Annotated in this window: 15 protein-coding genes, 3 tRNA genes and 1 other annotated feature; of the genes, 5 read left to right on the top strand and 13 right to left on the bottom strand. The window is 39.6% G+C overall.

Annotated elements, in window-relative coordinates; all coding sequences use genetic code 11:
* Positions 1-95 precede the first annotated feature (95 nt).
* The 9 genes from mfd to ACFORE_RS05570 all read right to left on the bottom strand — a co-directional run bounded on the left by mfd (position 96) and on the right by ACFORE_RS05570 (position 11,162).
* On the bottom strand, positions 96-3,593 hold the full coding sequence (gene mfd / locus ACFORE_RS05610; protein ID WP_380435039.1) for a transcription-repair coupling factor: 3,498 nt from the start codon (positions 3,591-3,593) through the stop codon (positions 96-98).
* 4 nt (positions 3,594-3,597) lie between these two features.
* A complete protein-coding gene (gene pth, locus ACFORE_RS05605; protein ID WP_154455345.1) occupies positions 3,598-4,167 on the bottom strand; it encodes an aminoacyl-tRNA hydrolase in 570 nt (189 codons plus the stop codon).
* A gap of 68 nt (positions 4,168-4,235) precedes the next feature.
* Positions 4,236-5,351 (bottom strand): redox-regulated ATPase YchF, encoded by a 1,116-nt coding sequence (gene ychF / locus ACFORE_RS05600; protein ID WP_168261361.1) that lies wholly within the window; start codon positions 5,349-5,351, stop codon positions 4,236-4,238.
* 82 nt (positions 5,352-5,433) lie between these two features.
* On the bottom strand, positions 5,434-5,787 hold the full coding sequence (locus ACFORE_RS05595; protein ID WP_154455343.1) for a helix-turn-helix domain-containing protein: 354 nt from the start codon (positions 5,785-5,787) through the stop codon (positions 5,434-5,436).
* 130 nt (positions 5,788-5,917) lie between these two features.
* Positions 5,918-6,115 carry a DUF951 domain-containing protein gene (locus ACFORE_RS05590; protein ID WP_154455342.1) on the bottom strand — a complete coding sequence of 66 codons (198 nt, stop codon included), beginning with the start codon at positions 6,113-6,115 and terminating at the stop codon, positions 5,918-5,920.
* 84 nt (positions 6,116-6,199) lie between these two features.
* Complete coding sequence (dnaN, locus tag ACFORE_RS05585; RefSeq protein ID WP_154455341.1) at positions 6,200-7,336, bottom strand: DNA polymerase III subunit beta; 1,137 nt, start codon at positions 7,334-7,336, stop codon at positions 6,200-6,202.
* A gap of 155 nt (positions 7,337-7,491) precedes the next feature.
* Positions 7,492-8,844: a chromosomal replication initiator protein DnaA gene (dnaA, locus tag ACFORE_RS05580; protein ID WP_154455340.1), complete on the bottom strand. Its 1,353-nt coding sequence runs from the start codon at positions 8,842-8,844 to the stop codon at positions 7,492-7,494.
* A gap of 233 nt (positions 8,845-9,077) precedes the next feature.
* Entirely contained in the window at positions 9,078-9,860 is a 783-nt protein-coding gene (locus ACFORE_RS05575) for a ParB/RepB/Spo0J family partition protein (RefSeq protein ID WP_154455339.1), read from the bottom strand.
* Positions 9,861-9,935: 75 nt separating this feature from the next.
* On the bottom strand, positions 9,936-11,162 hold the full coding sequence (locus tag ACFORE_RS05570; RefSeq protein WP_363290921.1) for a S1C family serine protease: 1,227 nt from the start codon (positions 11,160-11,162) through the stop codon (positions 9,936-9,938).
* Between the two features lie 225 nt (positions 11,163-11,387).
* Here ACFORE_RS05570 and rlmH point away from each other — a divergent pair, with 225 nt between their 5' ends.
* Entirely contained in the window at positions 11,388-11,867 is a 480-nt protein-coding gene (gene rlmH, locus ACFORE_RS05565) for a 23S rRNA (pseudouridine(1915)-N(3))-methyltransferase RlmH (RefSeq protein ID WP_154455338.1), read from the top strand.
* 41 nt (positions 11,868-11,908) lie between these two features.
* Here rlmH and ACFORE_RS05560 read toward each other — a convergent pair.
* Positions 11,909-11,982, bottom strand: a tRNA-Arg gene (locus ACFORE_RS05560).
* A gap of 162 nt (positions 11,983-12,144) precedes the next feature.
* Here ACFORE_RS05560 and ACFORE_RS05555 point away from each other — a divergent pair.
* Both ACFORE_RS05555 and ACFORE_RS05550 read left to right on the top strand, forming a co-directional pair.
* A tRNA-Glu gene (locus ACFORE_RS05555) sits at positions 12,145-12,216 on the top strand.
* Between the two features lie 26 nt (positions 12,217-12,242).
* Positions 12,243-12,316 (top strand) — tRNA-Asn (locus ACFORE_RS05550).
* A gap of 104 nt (positions 12,317-12,420) precedes the next feature.
* On the opposite strand, the gene ACFORE_RS05545 is transcribed toward ACFORE_RS05550, so the two are convergent.
* The 3 genes from ACFORE_RS05545 to ACFORE_RS05535 all read right to left on the bottom strand — a co-directional run bounded on the left by ACFORE_RS05545 (position 12,421) and on the right by ACFORE_RS05535 (position 17,672).
* Entirely contained in the window at positions 12,421-15,012 is a 2,592-nt protein-coding gene (locus ACFORE_RS05545) for a YfhO family protein (protein WP_154455070.1), read from the bottom strand.
* 81 nt (positions 15,013-15,093) lie between these two features.
* A complete protein-coding gene (locus ACFORE_RS05540) occupies positions 15,094-16,716 on the bottom strand; it encodes an ATP-binding cassette domain-containing protein (protein ID WP_154455071.1) in 1,623 nt (540 codons plus the stop codon).
* A gap of 83 nt (positions 16,717-16,799) precedes the next feature.
* On the bottom strand, positions 16,800-17,672 hold the full coding sequence (locus ACFORE_RS05535; protein WP_154455072.1) for a YitT family protein: 873 nt from the start codon (positions 17,670-17,672) through the stop codon (positions 16,800-16,802).
* A gap of 161 nt (positions 17,673-17,833) precedes the next feature.
* Positions 17,834-18,034: a binding site (T-box leader), on the top strand.
* 55 nt (positions 18,035-18,089) lie between these two features.
* Between ACFORE_RS05535 and trpS the strand changes: the two genes are divergently transcribed.
* Together trpS and guaB are read left to right on the top strand one after the other, a co-directional pair.
* A complete protein-coding gene (trpS, locus tag ACFORE_RS05530; RefSeq protein ID WP_380435038.1) occupies positions 18,090-19,112 on the top strand; it encodes a tryptophan--tRNA ligase in 1,023 nt (340 codons plus the stop codon).
* A 230-nt stretch (positions 19,113-19,342) separates the two neighbouring features.
* The gene (gene guaB / locus ACFORE_RS05525; RefSeq protein WP_154455074.1) at positions 19,343-20,824 is read left to right on the top strand and encodes an IMP dehydrogenase; all 1,482 of its coding nucleotides are present in this window, start codon (positions 19,343-19,345) and stop codon (positions 20,822-20,824) included.
* Positions 20,825-20,945 lie beyond the last annotated feature (121 nt).

The raw sequence follows: 20,945 nt of genomic DNA, 5'->3' as shown, positions 1-20,945 counted from the left end.
ATTTTATCATTTTTTGTGTAAAATAGCTGGCTTAAATGAGTTTGTTAAAATACTGTAATAAAAGGCATCAACAAACTTAAAGATACTGTTGTCAGCTAGTCTTTGTCTATCTTGCGAGCCTTGATTTCCGCCAGCATCTGACCAAAGTGCTGCAATTCCTCTAAAATCTCGTAGTCTTTTTTACCACGGACATTGAAGATAATTTCGATTTTACCTTGATTTTCGCTGATGCGGGCTTTCAAGTTCGTTTTTGACAGAGCTTCAAAGTAATCTTGGGTCAGATAATGTTGCAGCGACGCTTTTTCAAAACGCACCAACACATTGGTGTATTTTCGCTCGACCAATTCAGCAAAAGCATTGTCCATATAAGCTTTTACTAAGCCAATCTCAAGCAAATAAGCCACTTGGTCTGGGTACTCACCAAAACGGTCAATCAACTCATCTTGCAAACTTTGGTAGTCGCTGTGATTAGCGATGTCGCGAATACGCTTGTAAATTTCGATTTTTTGGCGCTCGTCTTCAATGTAATCACTTGGAAGGTAAGCATCAATTTGGAGATTAACCTCAGCATTACTCTTACGACGCACTTGGGATTTTCCTTGTTTTTTGGCAATGGCTTCCTCTAAAAGTTGCGAATACATCTCAAATCCAACCGAATCAATAAAGCCACTTTGTGAAGCCCCTAAAATATTACCTGCGCCACGGATAGACAAGTCCCGCATGGCAATTTTAAAACCAGAACCCAGTTCAGTGAATCCTTTGATAGCATCCAAACGTTTTTCAGATACCTCTGTCAAAATCTTATCTGGTCGATACATGAGATAAGCATAGGCAATACGATTAGAGCGCCCCACACGTCCACGCAGTTGATACAAGGTTGACAAGCCCATATGGTCTGCATTTTCAATGAATAAGGTATTGACATTTGAAATATCAACTCCTGTTTCGATAATGGTGGTCGCCACCAAAACATCGTAAACACTGTCAATAAAATCCATGAGGGTATTTTCCAATTGAATCTCACTCATCTGACCATGCACAAAACCGATACTAGCTTCAGGAACCAATTCTTGCAGTTCTGCGACTTTTTGGTCAATACTGTCAACTTTATTGTAAATGTAGAAGACCTGTCCGCCACGGTCAATCTCACGGATAATAGCTTCACGAATTAAGCCAAGATTGGTTTCCAAAACATAGGTTTGAACAGGATAACGGTTGGTTGGTGGGGTTTCAATAACCGATAAATCACGAATGCCCAGCATTGACATATGAAGAGTTCGAGGAATAGGTGTTGCCGTTAGGGTCAATACATCCACTTTGGCCTTTAGTTCCTTGAGTTTTTCCTTGTGTTTAACTCCAAAACGCTGCTCTTCATCGATGATAATCAAACCCAAATCAGCAAAGACAACATCCTTAGACAAAAGACGGTGAGTACCAATGATAATATCAATTTGCCCTTTTTTGAGTTGCTCCAAGGTTTCATTTTGCTCTTTCTTGCTGCGAAAACGGCTGAGCACTTCCACCTTGACAGGATAATTGTCAAAGCGTTCTGAAAAATTGGTGTAATGTTGCTGGGCTAAGACGGTTGTAGGTACCAAAACCGCGACTTGCTTGTGGTCTTTGACCGCTTTAAAAGCGGCTCGCATAGCAACTTCTGTCTTACCAAAACCGACGTCTCCCACTAGCAAGCGGTCCATTGGTTTATCTTCTTCCATGTCCTGCTTAATTTCTTTGATAGAGCGCAATTGGTCTTCTGTTTCGACAAAGGCAAAATCATTGTCAAATTCGCGCTGCAAATCATCATCTGGTGAAAAAGCAAAACCTTTTAATTGGCTACGCTCAGCATATAATTTCAGCAAATCATCAGCAATATCTTCCACTTGTTTAGACACTTTTTGCTTGGTCTTTTGAAAACGCCCGTCATTAAGTTTATTGATTTTTGGGGCCTTGCCGTCAGCTGAAACGTATTTTGATAGGCTTTCAATTTGTTCAATTGGCAAAGAAATGGTGGCCGAATCTTGGTATTGAATAGTGAGATAATCACGGTGAACCCCATGAATATCAATGGTTTCAATACCTAAAAATTGGCCAATTCCGTGGATTTGGTGAACCACATAATCGCCCTTTGAAAGCTCATTATAGTCTTTCAAACGCTCCGCATTGCTGATATTGGAGTGACGAACACGGCGTTTAATCTTTTTATGGTAGATTTCACGCTCAGTGATAACCACCAATTTGTCATCCGCAAAGTAAAAACCGTTGGATAAGTTGCCAACCAAAAGCTGAGCTTGTTTTGGCTCAACGTCATCACTGGCTACAATCGGCAATTGCAAACCGTATTCTTGTAAATCTTTCTGTAAACGTTCCGCACCATGTTGTGAATCTGCTTGAATGATAACCGTCGCTTTTGATTTTTGGTAACGATGCACTTCTTCAATCACTAGCGGTATCTGGTTGAAAAACTCCTGCATCGGATACTGCGTGAGCTGGTAGAGATGGGCAAATTTGAGATTTCCAAGACCCTTATGAAAATGAGAGAAAAAGGTCGCAGGCTGATACTGACGCAGTTTTTTATAGCTATCTGCAAAGTAAACCAAACTTGACACAGCTTTACCACGTTGTAAATCTTCTGTCAATAAGTTGGCAACTTCCAAATCCACCTTGGCATTACGGTCGATGACCTTTTGAAAATCATCAAAGAAAACAGGCGTTTCTTTTGGAATGTAATCCAATAAGGTCCATTCTTTCGCGTAGAAGATAGAAGCAAAGCGTCTGATATCAGCGTGCTTATAGCCTGCCTTGGTAGACTCATAAACCTCGCTTAAATAAGCATGTTGCTCCTCTTTTGCCGTTTCCAAATACTTTTCCAAAGACTTGGTCGCTCTGGCAAAATCTTCCTCATACAACAATAAATCATCTGCTGGAAAAATAGTGACATGAGAAAGGGTATCAACAGACTTTTGACTGCTTACCTCAAATTGCCTAATGCCATCAATCTCATCTCCGAAAAATTCCAAACGGTAAGGACGGTCAGCCGTAATTTCATAAATATCAATGATATCACCACGTTGGCTAAATTCTCCTGGGTTAAGAACTTGGTTGGCACGTTGGTAACCAAGTAAAGCTAGTGTTTTGACCACGTCGTCCAATTCGTAGCTATGCCCTAACTCAAAATGCAGTTGATTATGAGCGTACGTTGCAGGGTTAGGTAATAGTACCCGTGTCCCCATTAAACTAGTCACCAAAACACCTGTTTGCTCTGCATTCTGCAAAAAATTAAGGCTTTCCAAGCGCGAATTGACCTTGTCCATCGAAGAGAAAATAAACTCTGCCGCTGCGACATCATCTGCAAAAAAGGTGTAAACTTGCTCTTCCCCAATCAAACTCGACAAATCGCTGGCTAGTTTTTCCACCTCATTTTGAGTGGAAGTGATAACAACATACTTGCCCTTATTGGCTTGATAAGCTGAAGCAATGGCTAAGGCGCGACTAGAGCCAGACAAGCCCATGATTAGCTGGCGTTCCAATTGGGAAACGTGAGCCTGCCAATCTTGAATGAGCTTATTTTGGCTAAATAAATCAATAATATTCATTGTACTACCCATTAAATCGTTGCATGGTTTTGGCAAAATCGGCTTCTTGCAAATAAAATTGGACAGCATCTGTCACTTTATCTAGAGCTTGCTCAACCGTAATCTTTTCATCTACATCAAATGTCCCAAGGACATGGTCCACCACGGTGCGCCCTTGTTTAGGACGTCCAATACCGACTTTGATACGGTCAAAGGTTTGCGTACCTGTATGAGCAATAATAGACTTAATCCCATTATGACCGCCCGCAGAGCCTTTTTGACGCAAACGCAAACGTCCCACTTCCATATCCAAATCATCATAGATAACCACAAAATCAGCAATATCGATATTAAAGTAGGTCAACAAAGCATGAACCGCCAAACCTGAATTATTCATAAATGTGGTTGGTTTTACCAAATAAATCTTTTCCCCGTTGATAAAGCAAGACCCGACTTCTGCTTTAAAGTTCTTATCCTCTGAAAAAGTCACTTGAAACGCTTGAGCCAAACGGTCAATCGTCATAAAACCAATATTATGTCGTGTATCATGGTATTTACTGCCTGGATTTCCCAGACCAACAATCATTTTTACCATATGTTTTCCTTTCAACTACCAAAAGGCTGGAAAATACTTTTTCCAACCTTGCTTATCTGTCATTTAGTTTATACGTTAAAGCGGAATTCCATGATATCGCCATCTTGAACCACATAATCTTTTCCTTCTTCACGAAGACGACCTGCTTCTTTGACTGCTTTTTCTGAGCCATAAGCAATCAAATCATCATAAGACATAGTGATGGCACGGATAAATCCTCGCTCGAAGTCTGAGTGGATGATACCTGCCGCTTGAGGAGCTTTAATACCACGTTTAAAGGTCCAAGCACGCACTTCTTTTTCCCCTGCTGTAAAGTAAGTCCCAAGACCAAGTAAATGATACGCCGCACGAGTCAATTTGTCAACACCAGATTCTGTTAAGCCTAAATCTTCAAGGAAGAAAGCTTTGTCTTCATCATCTAGTTCTGAAATTTCTTCTTCGGCACGTGCTGAGATGACAACCACTTCTGCATTTTCAGTTGCCGCAAATTCACGAATTTGTTTGACATATTCGATGTCATCTGGGTTTGCAACTTTGTCTTCATCGACATTTGCCACATAAAGGACAGGTTTTGTCGTTAGAAGGAATAATTGTTTCACGATTTTTTGTTCATCTTCTGTAAAGTCAATGGTACGCGCTGATTTTCCGTCCTCAAGCACTGGCTTGATTTTTTGAAGAACGTTAAATTCTGCAATGGAATCCTTATCTTTTTGCGTGCGAGCAATTTTTTCAACACGCGCATAACGTTTATTAACCGATTCTAGGTCAGCTAAAATCAATTCTAGGTTAATGGTATCAATATCAGCAAGAGGGTCAACAAAAGCATCCTCACGTCCTTGTTCACGCATGACATTTTCATCGTCAAAAGCACGCACCACGTGTACAATCGCATCGACTTCACGGATATTGGCAAGAAATTTATTTCCAAGACCTTCCCCACGTGAAGCCCCTTTTACGATACCTGCAATATCTGTAAATTCAAAAGTTGTTGGAACTGTTTTTTTCGGTGTAATCAATTCCGTTAATTTTTGCAAGCGTTCATCTGGCACTTCAACCATTCCCACGTTTGGGTCAATCGTTGCAAATGGATAGTTAGCAGCCTCTGCTCCTGCTTTGGTAATCGCATTAAATAGCGTTGATTTCCCAACGTTAGGTAAACCAACAATACCTGCTGTTAAAGCCATGTTTTTATCTCCATTCAAAATATTCAATCACTACTATTATACCAAAAAAAAGTAAAAAAGGCTTGCCCATAGGCAAACCAAATTAACCAAAAATTTTTGGAAAAGTGTTTGGAAGAAACCAAGACAAAAAGCCACCGATAGCTAAGATAATCCACCAGTACTGAGATAAGAATTCCCAAGCATTCATGGTCTTGTTTTCTCTGACTTCCACCACACGCTCAATCTTTTTTTCAGGTTTTATTCCAAGAACCAACTCATCTAAGCTAACGTCCAAAATAGTAGCCAACTTCACTAAATTTTCCATATCTGGTGTTACTTCACCCGTTTCCCATTTTGAAATAGCTTGACGTGAGATAAAAAGTTCCTGTGCCAAACCTTCTTGTGAGAAAGCTTTTTCTTGACGAAGCTGTTTTAATTGTTTTGCAAAGACTGTCATTTGGTATCCCTACTTTCTTTTTTTACACAGGATAGCAAAAATCTCTGGGATAATCGAGCACTTTTTCAAGCAACTCCTAGTTGCAAATAGCTAAAAATCCTAATATTAAAGGCTTTTCTTGGTTGCGGCTTTATTTTGGTAATACTTTTCGCATCTTTCGTTCAAAATCATGACGGCTCATCATGACAACGTGGTCACAGTTGGTACAACGGATTTTAATATCTGCACCGATTCGGATAACTTCCCACTCATTGGCTTTTTTACCAGTTGATTTAATGGTGCAAGCATGAGATTTTTTCATTTCAACATAACTGCCAATAACGTACATAACTTCTCCTCTAAAACGAAATGAAAAAGAAAAGTTTTAGAAGGCCTTAAACAAGGACTCGGTCAACTTTTCTCACAAAAAGGATTAATTGGTGCGAACTGGTGTAATCAGTTGAACAAAATTCTCAGTATCATCACCAGGCATTAAGGTAAATGGACGAACAGGGGAAATAAAACGTATCATGACTGTTTCGCTCTTCAAGGCTTTCAACGCTTCAATCAGATAAGTTGGGTTAAAACTAATGGTTAAATCACTACCAGACTGGCTGATGCTATCTAGCTCTTCGTTAACTTTCCCCACTTCTGGTGAATTAACGTGAGATGAAATGCTATCGCTGGTGATTTCCAATTTAACCGTTCCGTTTTGTGTCGCATTTGAAATCAAGTAAGCACGCTCCATAGCTGAACGAAGGGCTGCGGTGTTAAAGGTTACTTCTGTTTCAAAAGAATTGGTCAACAAACGGTCGGTATCAGGGTAGTTTCCCTCTAAAAGACGGGTATAAAAACTAATGTAGTCACTTCTAAACAAAACTTGACTATCTGAAAAGAAAACTTCAACGGTTTCAATGTCATCTGTGAAAACTGCTGAAAATTCACGCAAAGATTTGCTTGGAATGACCATGTTAAAGTTTGCTGAGGTATTTTCCAAAGTCAATTTGCGTTGGCTCATGCGGTGAGAGTCCGTCGCTACTGCCTTAAATTCTTTTTGCTCACTAAGCACCATGTGGACTCCAGTCAAAATAGGACGGCTTTCTTGAAGGCTAGCTGCAAAAGCTGTTTCTGAAATAATACTTTTCAACAGTTTGGTTTTAAGAACTAGCGGATTTTCAGTCGTCATTTCTTGCAAACGTGGGTAGAGATCCACATCTTTTCCTTTTAGGGTGATTTCTGATTTGCCACTTGTTAACACGATTTGGTGATGATCAATTTCGGTAAAATCCAAACTCACATCAGGCAGACTTGAGATGATATTGATAAAGAAATTTGCTTCTAGTAAAACAGCTCCTGGTGAGGTAATCAAAAGACCTGCATTTTCATTAGAAACTGGAATGGTATTTTCAATAGATATTTGACCATTAGACCCCGTTAGGACAATATGTTGCGCATGCACTTCAATTTTAATGGTTGATAAAATCGGAATAGCATTTTTAGAAGAAATGGCTCTTTTGGTTGCATTTAAAGCTTGAAGGAAAAAGGATTTATTGATGGAAAATTGTATCATTGGAATCTCCTTTAGTTATGATAATAAATTTAGTAGTAGTAGTAGGTCTTGTTGAAGCTGTGGAAAAGTCACAAAAAGCAGCAAAAAAACAGGGAAAAGAGTTGTGCACAAATTGTGGATAACTCTTTTTAAAAATCTAGATTTATCCACAAGGCCTATCTGATTTTATTTTTGATGGTTTCAATTTCAATGCGTAAGCTATCATCTTGAGCCAACATATTCTTGATTTTGTTGTAGGCGTGTAGGACGGTAGAATGGTCCCGTCCGCCAAATTCTTTTCCAATTTTCGGTAGCGAATTATCGGTCATTTCCCGTGCGAGGTACATAGCCACCTGACGTGCTAAAACGATGTTTTGAGTGCGTTTGGTCGCCTTGATTTCCTTAACTGTCACATCGTAAAACTTCCCAACTTGCGTTTGAATGTCCTCGATTGGAATGACGGTCATTTTAGGGTCATCTTGCTTACGTGCTCGAATGGCTTCTGCTGCGATGTCCACGGTAATGGTTTTGATTTTTTTGACGCTAGCCACAAGGCTAATATCGTTAAGCGCTCCTTCAAGGTCACGCACATTGGAATCAAATTGCCCTGCTAAATATTCAATGGTATCCTGCGGGAAAACATAGTCATATTCTTGGGTTTTATTGGTCAAAATCGCAACGCGAGTTTCAAAATCAGGCGGCGTGATATTGATGGTAAGTCCCCATTTGAAGCGCGTGACTAAACGTTGTTCCAAGTTATCGAGGTGGTCAGGTGTACGATCGCTAGTAAGGACGATTTGCTTATTATTATCGTATAAGGTATTGAAGGTATTAAAGAATTCTTCTTGCGTTCCGGATAGGGTTTTTTTAGCTAAGGATTGAATGTCATCAATCAACAAAACATCCAGATTGCGGAATTTTTCCTTAAGCTCTTCCATCGTGTCTAGACGAATGTGCGTCACAAACTCGTTGATGAAATTCTCAGCGGTGATGTATTTGACACGCGCATTAGGATTATTTTTTAAAACAGCGTGCCCGATGGCATTGAGCAGATGGGTTTTTCCAAGTCCTGGTCCTCCCCAAATGAAAAGAGGATTGTAGGTTGTTCCAGGAGCGTCAGCTACGGCATAAGACGCTGAAAAAGCCCAGCGGTTTTCATCACCTTGGACAAAATTATCAAACGTGTATTTTGGGTTTAAATCAGAATGCATCTGTGGTAGTGTGCTTTGTGGTTTTTCTACCGTTTGTGTGCTGTCCTGAGCTGGTGTTTGCACGTTTAAATCGTCTTCAAAAACGTATTGGATGACAATCTCTGCATTAAAAATTTCAAAACCAGCTGCTAGAATGATGGATTTCAGATTATTATTCCAAAACACTTCCTTGACAGGGTCGAGATAAATAAAAGCCGTATGATTTTCAATTTTGAGCAGCCGTGCATCTAAGACGAAAAATTCATAAGTGGCTTGCTTCAATTGATTTCTGGCTAACTCTAAGACTCTGTTCCAAAATAATTGTTCATTCTCAGTCATAGTAGTTTTCCTTTTTTTGTTTTGTGGATAATCTTACCATATTCTAACACAAAAAAAAGTTTTCCACAACAGGACAAAAGTAGAAATCCACAGGGTGTTTAAAAGAGTTTTCCACAATGTGAAAAAGAGTTTTCCACAAGCAGTGGAAAACTCTTGTATTGGTATAAACTAAAGTTTTTACAAGGTATTTTTCTTGTGGAAAACTCAGAAAAGAAAAAAGGGAAATCCACACGCTATTTGAACTTGTTGATAATTCTGTTAAAGTCTTCTTCCGACTGAAAATGCAAAACCACTTCTCCTTTTTGAGTGCTTTTGCTATTAGCAAACGAAATGCTAACGGGCAGTCCTAGACTTTGACTTAGGATGTCTTCATGGTGTTTTTTAAAAATATCCTTCTTCGCTTTCTTTTTGGGAGCACTTGGTTTGGGTTTTAGGAGTTGCTCCAGTTTTCGGACACTAATATCTTGGCTTAAAATGCGTTGGTACCACTGCTCCTGTTCTTCTTTGCTCTTTAAGGTCAACAACAAACGAGCGTGACCTTGCGACAAGCTTCCTTCTTCCACCGCGCGTGAAAGGCTGGGCGGAAGATTTAGTAATCGTAGGCAATTGGTAATGTAGGGACGCGATTTGCCCATGAACTGAGCCAATTCCTCATGCGTCATCTGATTTTTTTCAAGCAATTGCTTGTAAGCTTTTGCTTCTTCAATGGGATTTAAATCCGAGCGCTGTAAATTTTCAATAATCGCAAGCTGCATGCTTTTTTGGTCAGAAATGGTTTTGATGATGGCTGGAATTTCACTAAGACCAGCTAGTTTAGATGCTTTTAGACGACGTTCGCCAGCGATAAGCTCGTAGCCAAAAACAGATGATTGTCGGACGATAATCGGCTGAATAAGCCCGTTTAACTTGATTGATTGGGCTAATTCTTCCAGTTCTTCTGGTTTAAAATCCAGCCTAGGTTGGTAGGGATTGGGCGAAATATCTTCAATGGGTATAACTTGTAGTTTCTCTTTCATTTTCTCTCATCCTAAACTCTAAAAAGTGAAGCTGAGACCGTCTCAGCTTCACTTTTGGTCTATCATATTTTTTCCTTAGTTTGTACTTGATAAGTCTTGTGTTGTTTTACTTAAATCAATTGTCACAGTTTTCTTGTCTGTACCACGGTAGAAGGTTACTTTGACAGAGTCTCCAACAGAATGGCCGTAAAGAACGCTTTGTAGGTCAGAGGTTGATGTCACTTCTTGACCATCGACTTCTGTGATGACATCATATTTTTGAAGTTTTCCTTCAGCAGGCATGCCAGATTGAACTGAGGCAACAACCACACCGTTTGTGATACTTGTTGGAATATTAAGTTGTGCAATAGCATTGGTTGACAAATCAGACAAGTTAACCATTGAAATACCAAGCGCAGGGCGGATAACTTTTCCGTTTTCCTCCAATTGATTGATGATTTTCACCACATCATTTGACGGAATAGCAAAGCCCATACCTTCAACCGACTCACCAGAACTTGAAGTTGATGAAATCTTGCTAGAGTTAATACCGATGACTTGCCCTTCAATATTGATTAGCGCACCACCAGAGTTTCCTGGGTTAATGGCAGCATCTGTTTGAATGGCATTGGTTGAAATGGTTTCACCATTGTCATTAGTCATTGTTACAGTACGGCTTAGACTAGAAACGATACCTTGCGTTACTGAGTTTGCGTATTCTGTTCCAAGTGGGCTACCAATAGCAATGGCTGTTTCACCGACAGTGATTTTATTAGAATCGGCAAATTCGGCAACAGTTGTGACATCTTTAGACGAAATTTTCACGACAGCAATGTCAGAGTAAGTGTCAGCTCCGACCAATTCACCGACAACTTTTTTACCGTCGGCTAGCATGATTTCAATTTGTTCTGCGCCATCGACCACGTGATTATTGGTTACAACATAGGCTGAGTCACCATCTTTTTTGTAAATAACCCCTGAACCTTCGCTGTAAACTGACAAATCACCGCTGTTATTTGACTGGTTAATCGAATTGTCATTACCAAAAATCTGACTGTAAATGTCATTTCCTGAAGAAGAATCTGAACGGTAATTGATTACGGAAACGACCGCTCCTTGAACTTTTTCCACAGCTTTTGTGACATCAGTCGAATTGGTATAAGTCACGCTACTCGTAGTTGTTTTGGCACCTGAACCACTCACGTTAGATAGGGAGATTCCCGCACGATTTAATACCAAAATAGCACCTAAAATCCCAGCAACAAAGCTAACAAGCACAATAGCTAATGGTTTTAGCCAATTTTTGAAACGCCCTTTAGGCAGTTTAATGTTTTTCACTTAGCCACCTCCAATTTTTCACTTAGAATATAAAAATCAACTTAATTATAACTTAAATAATGCGAAAAAGAAAGTAATCCACAACCTGTGGAAAACTTTTAAAACTGTGAATTTCTTCCCTGAAATAAAAAGGATCTAAGGGGGCTAAAAAAGTTAATAACATGTGGGTAAGGTGTTAAAAACTTGTGAATATGTGGTAAAATGTAAGGTATGAAAGTTAAAATTATTGCTGTTGGAAAATTAAAAGAAAAGTATCTAAAAGATGGTATTGCTGAATACCGTAAGCGCATGAGTCGGTTCACAAAGTTTGAAATGATTGAATTGCCTGATGAACAAACGCCAGATAAGGCTAGCGAAGCGCAAAATCAGCAAATCATGGAAAAAGAAGGCGATCGTATTTTAGCGAAGCTTTCTGAGCGTGATTATGTGATTATTTTAGCCATCGAAGGGGAAATGTTGAGTTCTGAGGCCTTTAGTCAGGTCATTTCAGATGCGACAGTGCGAGGTTATTCTAGCATTGCCTTTGTGATTGGTGGTAGTCTAGGTTTAGCGGACAAGGTCAAGCAAAAAGCTAATCTAAAGTTGAGTTTTGGCAAGATGACGCTACCTCACCAATTGATGCGTTTGGTGCTATCAGAGCAAATCTACCGTGCCTTTATGATTCAACAAGGCAGTCCCTATCATAAATAAAAAAGGAGGACTAGTGTCCTCCTTTTTCAGGCTTCGTTTTATGATCCCAGCAGGATTCGAACCTGCGACCGTTCGCTTAGAAGGCGAATGCTCTATCCAGCTGAGCTATGAGACCGTATCAACTTTGTTATTTTATCAAAAAAACGCCTGATTTGTCAACTAGAAACCAGATCCTTTAGCTGTTACCAAGTATTGATCAAAAATATCTTACTTTTTTTGAAAAAAACTATAGACAAATCTAAAATATCTGCTATAATAATAAAAGTAATGATGATTTGGTCCGTTGGTCAAGGGGTTAAGACACCGCCTTTTCACGGCGGTAACACGGGTTCGAATCCCGTACGGACTATAGCTGCTCTGCAGTTTTTTTCTTTATCCGGCATAGCTCAGTTGGTAGTAGCGCATGACTGTTAATCATGATGTCGTAGGTTCGAGTCCTACTGCCGGAGTGATAAGACACCCCGTCCTAAGTTTTGGATTGGGACGTTTTTTATTCCGATACTGTAAAGCACATAAAAGAGATTAGGGAAAAACCTAATCTCTTTTTAAAGGCTTATTTAGCGCCTGCAGGGCGTTTTTTCTTTCTAATGATATAATAACCACTAAATACTAAGACACCAGCTAGGGATAGGCAGGCACCTAATTGGAACCCTTCAGGGACATAAGTTAATGTGACTTGACCTTGTCCTGCTTTGACGTTGACTTTCATAAAGCCGTCTTGAGCTTTTGTTAGAGCGATTTTCTTGCCGTTTTGAGTGGCTGTCCATCCTTTATCATAAGGTATGGTAAAGAGGAGAGAACTGTCCTTGTCAGCAGTGTAGGTGGCTGTTATGGTGTTTTTAGAAGTGGTCACTTGAACCTCTTGCTGATTGAGTTTATCCATTGCTTTTTGGTAACTGTTTATGTCAAGGGCATAAAAGTTAGGTTGGTCAAAGGAAACTTGTCCATTTTCAGGGAAATGGAAGGTAATATCAATGGTTTGTCCTAGATAAAAATAACCAAGGTCAAATAAGCTATAAACATTGTCTGTGGTGTAATTAGTTGTCTGTCCATTGACGGTTATTTGGACAGATTCGTTATTTTCATTAGAGAAAGTAATATTAGGCACGCTGACATATAATTGCGTATTGTCGGGGACGGTTACTTGGTAAGTAACTGCTGTGGTTACTTGCCCCTCGTGAGTTGTTGTAACACGGTTATTGAGCTGATTTGCCCCGCTAATGAGTTGAGAAGGTAAGCGGGTATAAAATTTCTCTGATAATCCTGTCAAACGATTGATGAAATTGGTTTGGTTATCCAGTGTATTGACGGTAAATGTGACATCTTTGTAAATGCCATTGGTTAAGATAGCCAGCTGACTAGCGTTTTGGTTTTCATAAAGCATGACGTTGCCAGAGCCGTCATTGTAATTGAAGCCGTACTTATTAACCCCAATTTCAGCGAGGTTGTACTTGATGCCAAATAAGCTATCCATTAGCAAGGTATTGTTTTGGTAACGCAGATTGAGGTTGGTCCCAGTTGATTTGAAACCTAGACGGTCTAGGGTGCTGCTAGAAGCGGTATTTCGAATAGATGAAAATTGCGAGATGCCGTTGTAATTGTATTTCATACTGTCGTTACCTGTCTGAGGAAGAAGTTCTTCCATACGGTAAAAGTTGCTATTTTCTGACTTGGTCTTCTTGACAAGCTTGTCAATGTCTGTCAAATACCGTTCATAACTTTGACGTGAAGGAAAGACCCATTCGTTGCCGAGAGCATTGATCTGATAGTAGGTATTGAGCGAAATCTCAAAGAGTGTAAACAAGAGTGTAAAGCCAACAAAAATAGTTAAGGAAAGACTATTTTTCGCATAGCTAACCAAAAGGGTTATGTAGGCTATCAAAAAAGAAAATGTAATCACAATCTGTGACGTTTCTAAAAACTTGTAGTGGCTTTTTAGTACCACGGTGGCAATCAATCCAATAGTAACAGGAATGATTCCAACAAGGTATTGTTTTAAGCTTAATTCTTCTAAGTGTGACAGTGTTTCAGCTGCTAATAAAATCACGAGGATAGAGAAGGTCCAAGAATAGCGATGAAGAAACATATTTGGCGAATGCATCCCTTGCCAAATAAGGTCCAAGGGTTCAAGGTAGAAACTAGTGATAAGAACAGTTATCATGAGCCCGTAAGCAAGGCGCGTTTGCCACTTAATTGACTTAATGCTAAAGAAAACAAGGGCTAAAATGAGGGGGAAAATACCGACATAAATCATCGGAATGGAACCAAATTTTGTAGTGTCGTAAGCACCAACGAAATTTTTAGCAAAAATATCTAAAAACCAAGAAGAGTCAGACAACCAGCCTGTAAAGGATGAAAATTCTTCCCCGTGTGTTGAAAGGTCTAAATAAGTTGGCAGTAGCATGATGCAACTTGATAAACCTGCTGCGATTGACATCACTGTAAAGTCTAAAAATTGACGTCCAACCACTCGCCATTTTAAGTTTTTACTGAGTTGAACGAGAAAATAAAGGGTAAGAAAGATAGCAACCATGTAACCAAAATAGTAATTTTGGATAAAGAGAATGGTTAAGCTGACGTAGTAAAGAACGTATTTTTGCTGAGCCAACAAGCGATTTAACCCTAAAATAATCAAAGGGAGAAGGATGAAAACATCCAGCCACATATTGATTTCAATTTGGCTTATCGCAAAACTCATCAAGGCATAAGATGTTGATAAGATAATGCTCAGTGGTTTTAACACTTTGGGATAGAGATGTCTTAGGCTGTAAAAACAAGAGAGCCCCATAGAACCAATCTTGAGCAAGGTCAAGATATAAATAGCATCAGGCATTGTTTTTAAGCTAAAGAAATAAACGAGCGGAGAGAAGAAGCTCCCTAAATAATAACTTATCAAGGCGTAAAAGTTTAAACCTAGACCGCTGGTAAAGGTGTAAAAGAGGCTATCTGACCCATGTAAAATATTCCGTAAATTTTCAGCAAAAATGACATACTGATGAAAACCATCACTGGCTAAAATAGTCGTTTTGCTGTTGATGAAAATATCTTTGGAAAATAGGGTCACACCTAAAATAGCAACAGGCAAGATAAAGGCAATGAGGTAATAAAGGGTATTACGATTTGGTTTTAAAGATTTTAGTGTCATGGCTTTAGTAAGACAGGTTGAGATACTAATCCCAACCTGTTTCCTTCTATAAGTATCAAAATGATGTGAAATGTGATTTTGTTAATCTTTCCAAAGTTCTTGGACTTTGGCTTGAATCTCTTCATTTTCAAGAAACTCATCATATGTTTCGTCGATACGGTCAATGACCCCATTTTTAGAAATCACAACGATGTGATTAGCAAGGGTTTGGATAAACTCATGGTCATGACTGGCAAAAATGATTGATTCTTTAAAGTCTTTCAAGCCGTCGTTCAAACTTGAGATAGATTCCAAGTCCAAGTGGTTAGTTGGGTCGTCAAGCACGAGAACATTTGATTTCAATAGCATCAACTTAGAAAGCATCACGCGCACTTTTTCTCCCCCTGACAACACATTGACAGACTTGTTAACCTCATCACCAGAGAACAGCATGCGTCCAAGGAAACCACGAAGGAAGGTATTGTCGTCTTCTTCTTTTGAAGCAAATTGACGTAGCCATTCTAAGATAGATTCGCCAGATGCAAAATCACGTGAATTATCTTTTGGTAGGTAAGAGCGGCTAGTTGTCACACCCCATTTAATAGTACCTTCGTAGTCGATGTCATCCATCAAGGCACGAATCAAAGCAGTGGTTTGGATATCGTTTTGCCCGATGAAAGCAGTCTTGTCACCTGGTCGTAAAATAAAGCTGATATTGTCGATAACCGTTTCACCGTCGATTTTAACAGATAGGTTTTCGACTGTTAGCAAATCCTTACCGAGTTCACGCTCTGCATTAAACTTGATAAATGGGTATTTACGGCTAGAAGGAACAATTTCCTCTAACTCAATTTTATCAAGCATTTTCTTACGTGATGTGGCTTGTTTTGATTTAGAAGCGTTGGCAGAGAAACGTGCCACAAATTCTTGCAATTCTTTGATTTTTTCTTCAGCTTTGGCATTGCGGTCAGCTTGCAAACGAGCAGCTAGTTCTGAAGATTGTTTCCAGAAGTCGTAGTTACCAACGTAAAGTTTAATTTTACCAAAGTCAAGGTCAGCCATGTGCGTGCACACTTTGTTTAGGAAGTGACGGTCATGGGAAACCACGATAACGGTATTTTCAAAATCAATCAAGAAATCTTCTAACCAAGAAATAGATTGGATGTCAAGACCGTTGGTTGGCTCGTCAAGAAGGAGCACATCAGGTTGCCCAAATAAAGCCTTAGCCAAAAGCACCTTAACCTTGTCCCCGTTTGCCAATTCGCTCATGTTTTGGTAGTGGAGGTCTTCTGAAATGTTAAGGTTTTGTAGAAGTTGTGAGGCTTCGCTTTCAGCTTCCCAACCACCAAGTTCAGCAAATTCACTTTCAAGTTCTGCCGCACGAACACCGTCTTCATCAGAAAAGTCAGCTTTCATGTAAATAGCATCTTTTTCTTTCATGATGTTGTAAAGTTTTTCATTTCCCATGATAACTACATCAATGACACGTTCTTCTTCGTAGTCAAAGTGATTTTGGCGAAGAACAGACAAGCGTTCATTTGGTCCAAGTGAAACATGTCCAGTCGTTGGCTCGATATCTCCAGCTAAAATTTTTAGAAATGTTGATTTTCCAGCACCGTTAGCCCCGATCAAGCCGTAGGTATTTCCAGCTGTAAAGTTGATGTTAACGTCATCAAATAATTTTCGATCACTAAAACGCAATGATACATCAGAAACTGTAAGCATTTGTCACCTCGTAATATTTATCTATGACCTTCATTGTACATGAAAAAGGCTTAATTTTCAATGTGCGAAAATTAAGCCTTATCCTACATTGGTAAAATCAAATCTTCATCGTCAAGAGCGTACTGTTTTTTCAGACTAAAGCCGCGTCCTCTGACGTGTGTGGCTGGCATGATGACCACAAAAGCTGTTGGGTCAATGCTTAAAATATTCTTTTCTAGTCGTGATACTTCCTGAATAGAAACCGTAGTCATCAACATGGTTTTATTTTTCCCAGAGTAGCCACCTGTGATGGGAATTTCAGAAACCCCTCTATCTGCCTTAGTAGCAATGTATTCTTTGATGGCTTGGTTTTTTGGGGAAATAATCATAACATTACGTGACGAAGTCACCCCAATTTGCATGCTATTGACCACGTAACCAATGACAAGCAGGCCGATAATAGAATACATGACCGTATCAATATCAAAGGCAATAAAGCCCATAGCCACACTAAAACCATCAACAATGGTCATGGCAACTGCAAGAGGAAGGGGAGTGTATTTGTGCAAGATTTGTGTGAGAATACCTGTTCCCCCTGTTGATGAATTACCCCAAAAAACAACACCTAACCCAAAACCACAAATAATGCCTCCAAAAATAGCCGCGAGCAAGGTATTGTCCGTCAGATTTGGAAGTCCTTCGGTTAATTTGACAAAGATGGAATAAATCCAAGAACCATAAACCGTTTTAAAGAAGATTTCGCGACCCAAAAAGAACCAACAAGCCAGTAACAAAGGGAAATTGGACAAGAGCACAAAATCCCCTGTATTCCAACCAAACAAGGCTTTAAAACTGACTGCAAGTCCCACAACGCCACCAGAAGCGATGTGATTTTCTAGGAAAAAAGTGTTAAAGCCAACAGCGGCAATCAGTGACCCAGTCGTCACCAATCCAATATCTATCAATCTCTTTTTCATTAGAACTCCTCAAAAGCGAAATAGCCTGATATACAAGCGTTTCTATTATGACAAAGAAGTGTCACCGCGTCAAGATTTGTCGCCTCAATTCGGTGTAAAATCCGTTTTTCCATTTTTAGTGGAAAGCGTCGCTCAACTTGACAAAAAAAGGATAATTTCATAGAATAAAGAAGATTCAGAAAAGTAATACAAAGTGGGACTTTTAGAGAGCTGATGGTGCTGAGAATCAGTAGTCTTTTTGTATGAATGGGCTGATGTTTGACAAAAGGGATTTACACGATTGTAAATCTTGCATAGTGGTAAAGAGATGATAGGCTTTTCTATCAATTGAGGTGGTACCGCGTATCCATGACGCCCTCACGTAGTGATGCTACGTGAGGCTATTTTTATGTTTACAATAAATATTGAGGTGATAAAATGACTAAACCTATTATTTTAACAGGCGACCGTCCAACAGGAAAATTGCACTTGGGACATTATGTTGGAAGCCTAAAAAATCGTGTCTTGTTGCAAAATGAAGACAAGTACAACATGTTTGTTTTCTTGGCAGACCAACAAGCTTTGACTGACCATGCCAAAGAATCAGAAATCATTCGAGAATCTGTCGGAAACGTAGCTTTGGATTACTTATCTGTGGGACTTGACCCTGATAAATCAACCATTTTCATTCAAAGTCAAATCCCAGAATTGGCTGAATTGACCATGTATTACATGAATTTGGTATCACTAGCACGTTTGGAACGTAACCCAACCGTTAAAAGTGAAATTGCCCAAAAAGGCTTTGGTAGCTCTATCCCAACAGGTTTCTTGGTTTACCCAATTTCTCAGGCTGCAGATATTACCGCTTTTAAAGCCAATTATGTGCCAGTTGGAAATGACCAAAAACCGATGATTGAGCAAACACGTGAAATCGTACGCAGTTTCAATCATACCTATAAAACCGATATTTTGGTAGAACCAGAAGGGATTTTCCCAGAAAACGAAGCAGCTGGACGTTTGCCAGGTTTAGATGGCAATGCCAAAATGTCTAAATCACTTGGCAATGGCATTTACTTGTCTGATGACGCGGATACTGTTCGTAAAAAAGTGATGAGCATGTACACTGATCCTAATCACGTGCGTGTGGAGGATCCAGGTCAAATTGAAGGCAATATGGTCTTTCATTACCTTGATATTTTTGGACGCGAGGAAGATCAAGCCGATATTGCAGCCATGAAAGAACACTACCAACGTGGTGGTCTTGGGGATGTTAAAACCAAACGTTACTTGCTAGAAATCTTGGAACGTGAATTAGCTCCTATTCGCGAACGTCGCTTAGAATATGCCAAAGACATGGGCGAAGTTTTCCACATGCTAGAAAAAGGCAGCGAAGCAGCGCGTGAAGTGGTTTGTCAGACCCTATCAGAAGTCAAAGCAGCTATGGGTATCAACTATTTTTAATCATTGTTAGACAGGCTATTAGCAGTTTAAATCCAAAAGTCATCAGGCTTTTGGATTTTTTGTTTTTTCAGGGAAAAAGGCTTTAACATCCTTTTTTTAACGTTTATAGTTAAATTAAAAAATTGAATTTAGTTTATTGACAAATGATTTTAGCATGATATGATAGTAACAACAAAAGTAAGCTGGGATTGGAATTCCCTAAGTACTAGCATAGAAAAGAGGGTTAATAAATGTCAAATTGGGACACTAAATTTTTGAAAAAAGGTTACACTTTTGATGATGTATTGCTTATTCCTGCTGAGAGTCATGTTCTTCCAAACGAAGTTAACATGCAAACCAAACTTGCAAAAAATTTGACATTGAACATTCCTATCGTGACAGCTGCTATGGATACTGTAACTGACAGTAAAATGGCAATTGCCATCGCACGCGCAGGTGGTCTTGGAGTTATTCATAAAAACATGTCAATTCAAGAACAAGCTGAAGAAATTCGCAAGGTAAAACGTTCTGAAAATGGCGTTATTATTGACCCATTCTTCTTAACACCTGAGCATTCTGTTTCAGAAGCTGAAGAATTGATGCAACGTTATAGTATCAGTGGTGTTCCAGTTGTTGAAACACTTGAAAATCGTAAATTGGTTGGTATCATTACCAACCGTGATATGCGCTTTATTTCAGATTACCACACACCAATTTCAAAACATATGACAAGTGAAGAATTGGTGACTGCTCCAGTTGGAACAGATTTGGAAACAGCAGAGCGTATCCTTCACAAACATCGCATTGAAAAATTACCTTTAGTTGATGAAGAAGGTCGCCTATCAGGATTGATCACTATCAAAGATATTGAAAAAGTTATCGAATTCCCTAACGCAGCAAAAGATGAATTTGGACGTCTTTTGGTTGCTGGAGCTGTTGGTGTTACTTCAGATACATTTGAACGTGCAGAAGCTCTTTTTGAAGCTGGCGCAGATGCTATCGTTATCGATACAGCACACGGTCACTCAGCTGGTGTTCTTCGTAAAATCGCTGAAATTCGTCAACACTTCCCAGAACGCACATTGATTGCTGGTAACGTAGCAACTGCAGAAGGTGCACGCGCTCTTTACGAAGCAGGTGTTGATGTGGTTAAAGTCGGGATCGGTCCTGGTTCAATCTGTACAACGCGTGTGGTTGCCGGTGTCGGTGTTCCTCAAGTTACTGCTATTTACGATGCAGCAGCAGTTGCGCGTGAATATGGTAAAACAATCATCGCTGATGGTGGTATCAAATATTCTGGTGATATTGTGAAAGCCTTGGCAGCTGGTGGTAATGCGGTTATGCTTGGTTCAATGTTTGCAGGTACTGACGAAGCACCTGGTGAAACTGAAATTTACCACGGTCGTAAATTCAAAACTTACCGTGGAATGGGCTCAATTGCAGCTATGAAGAAAGGTTCAAGCGACCGTTATTTCCAAGGTTCAGTTAACGAAGCAAACAAATTGGTTCCAGAAGGAATCGAAGGTCGCGTGGCTTACAAAGGTGCCGTAGCTGATATCGTCTTCCAAATGCTTGGCGGTATTCGTTCAGGTATGGGATACGTGGGAGCTGAAAACATTGCTGCCCTTCATGATAAAGCACAATTTGTTGAAATGTCAGGTGCAGGTTTGATTGAAAGTCACCCACACGATGTGCAAATCACAAACGAAGCACCAAACTATTCAGTTCACTAATTTAAAAAATACGATGATACTAGAGAGGACAAGCGTCCTCTCTTTTTATGGCTCTTTGTCAACTGTAGTGGGTAGATGAAAAGCTAACACCTAGAGAGGACGAACTTCGTTCTCTCTTTCT

The organism is Streptococcus alactolyticus, from assembly GCF_042649785.1.
GTDB lineage: Bacteria > Bacillota > Bacilli > Lactobacillales > Streptococcaceae > Streptococcus > Streptococcus alactolyticus.
The sequence above is the reverse complement of the archived record's forward strand: the minus strand, read 5'-3'. Positions and strand labels throughout refer to the sequence as shown.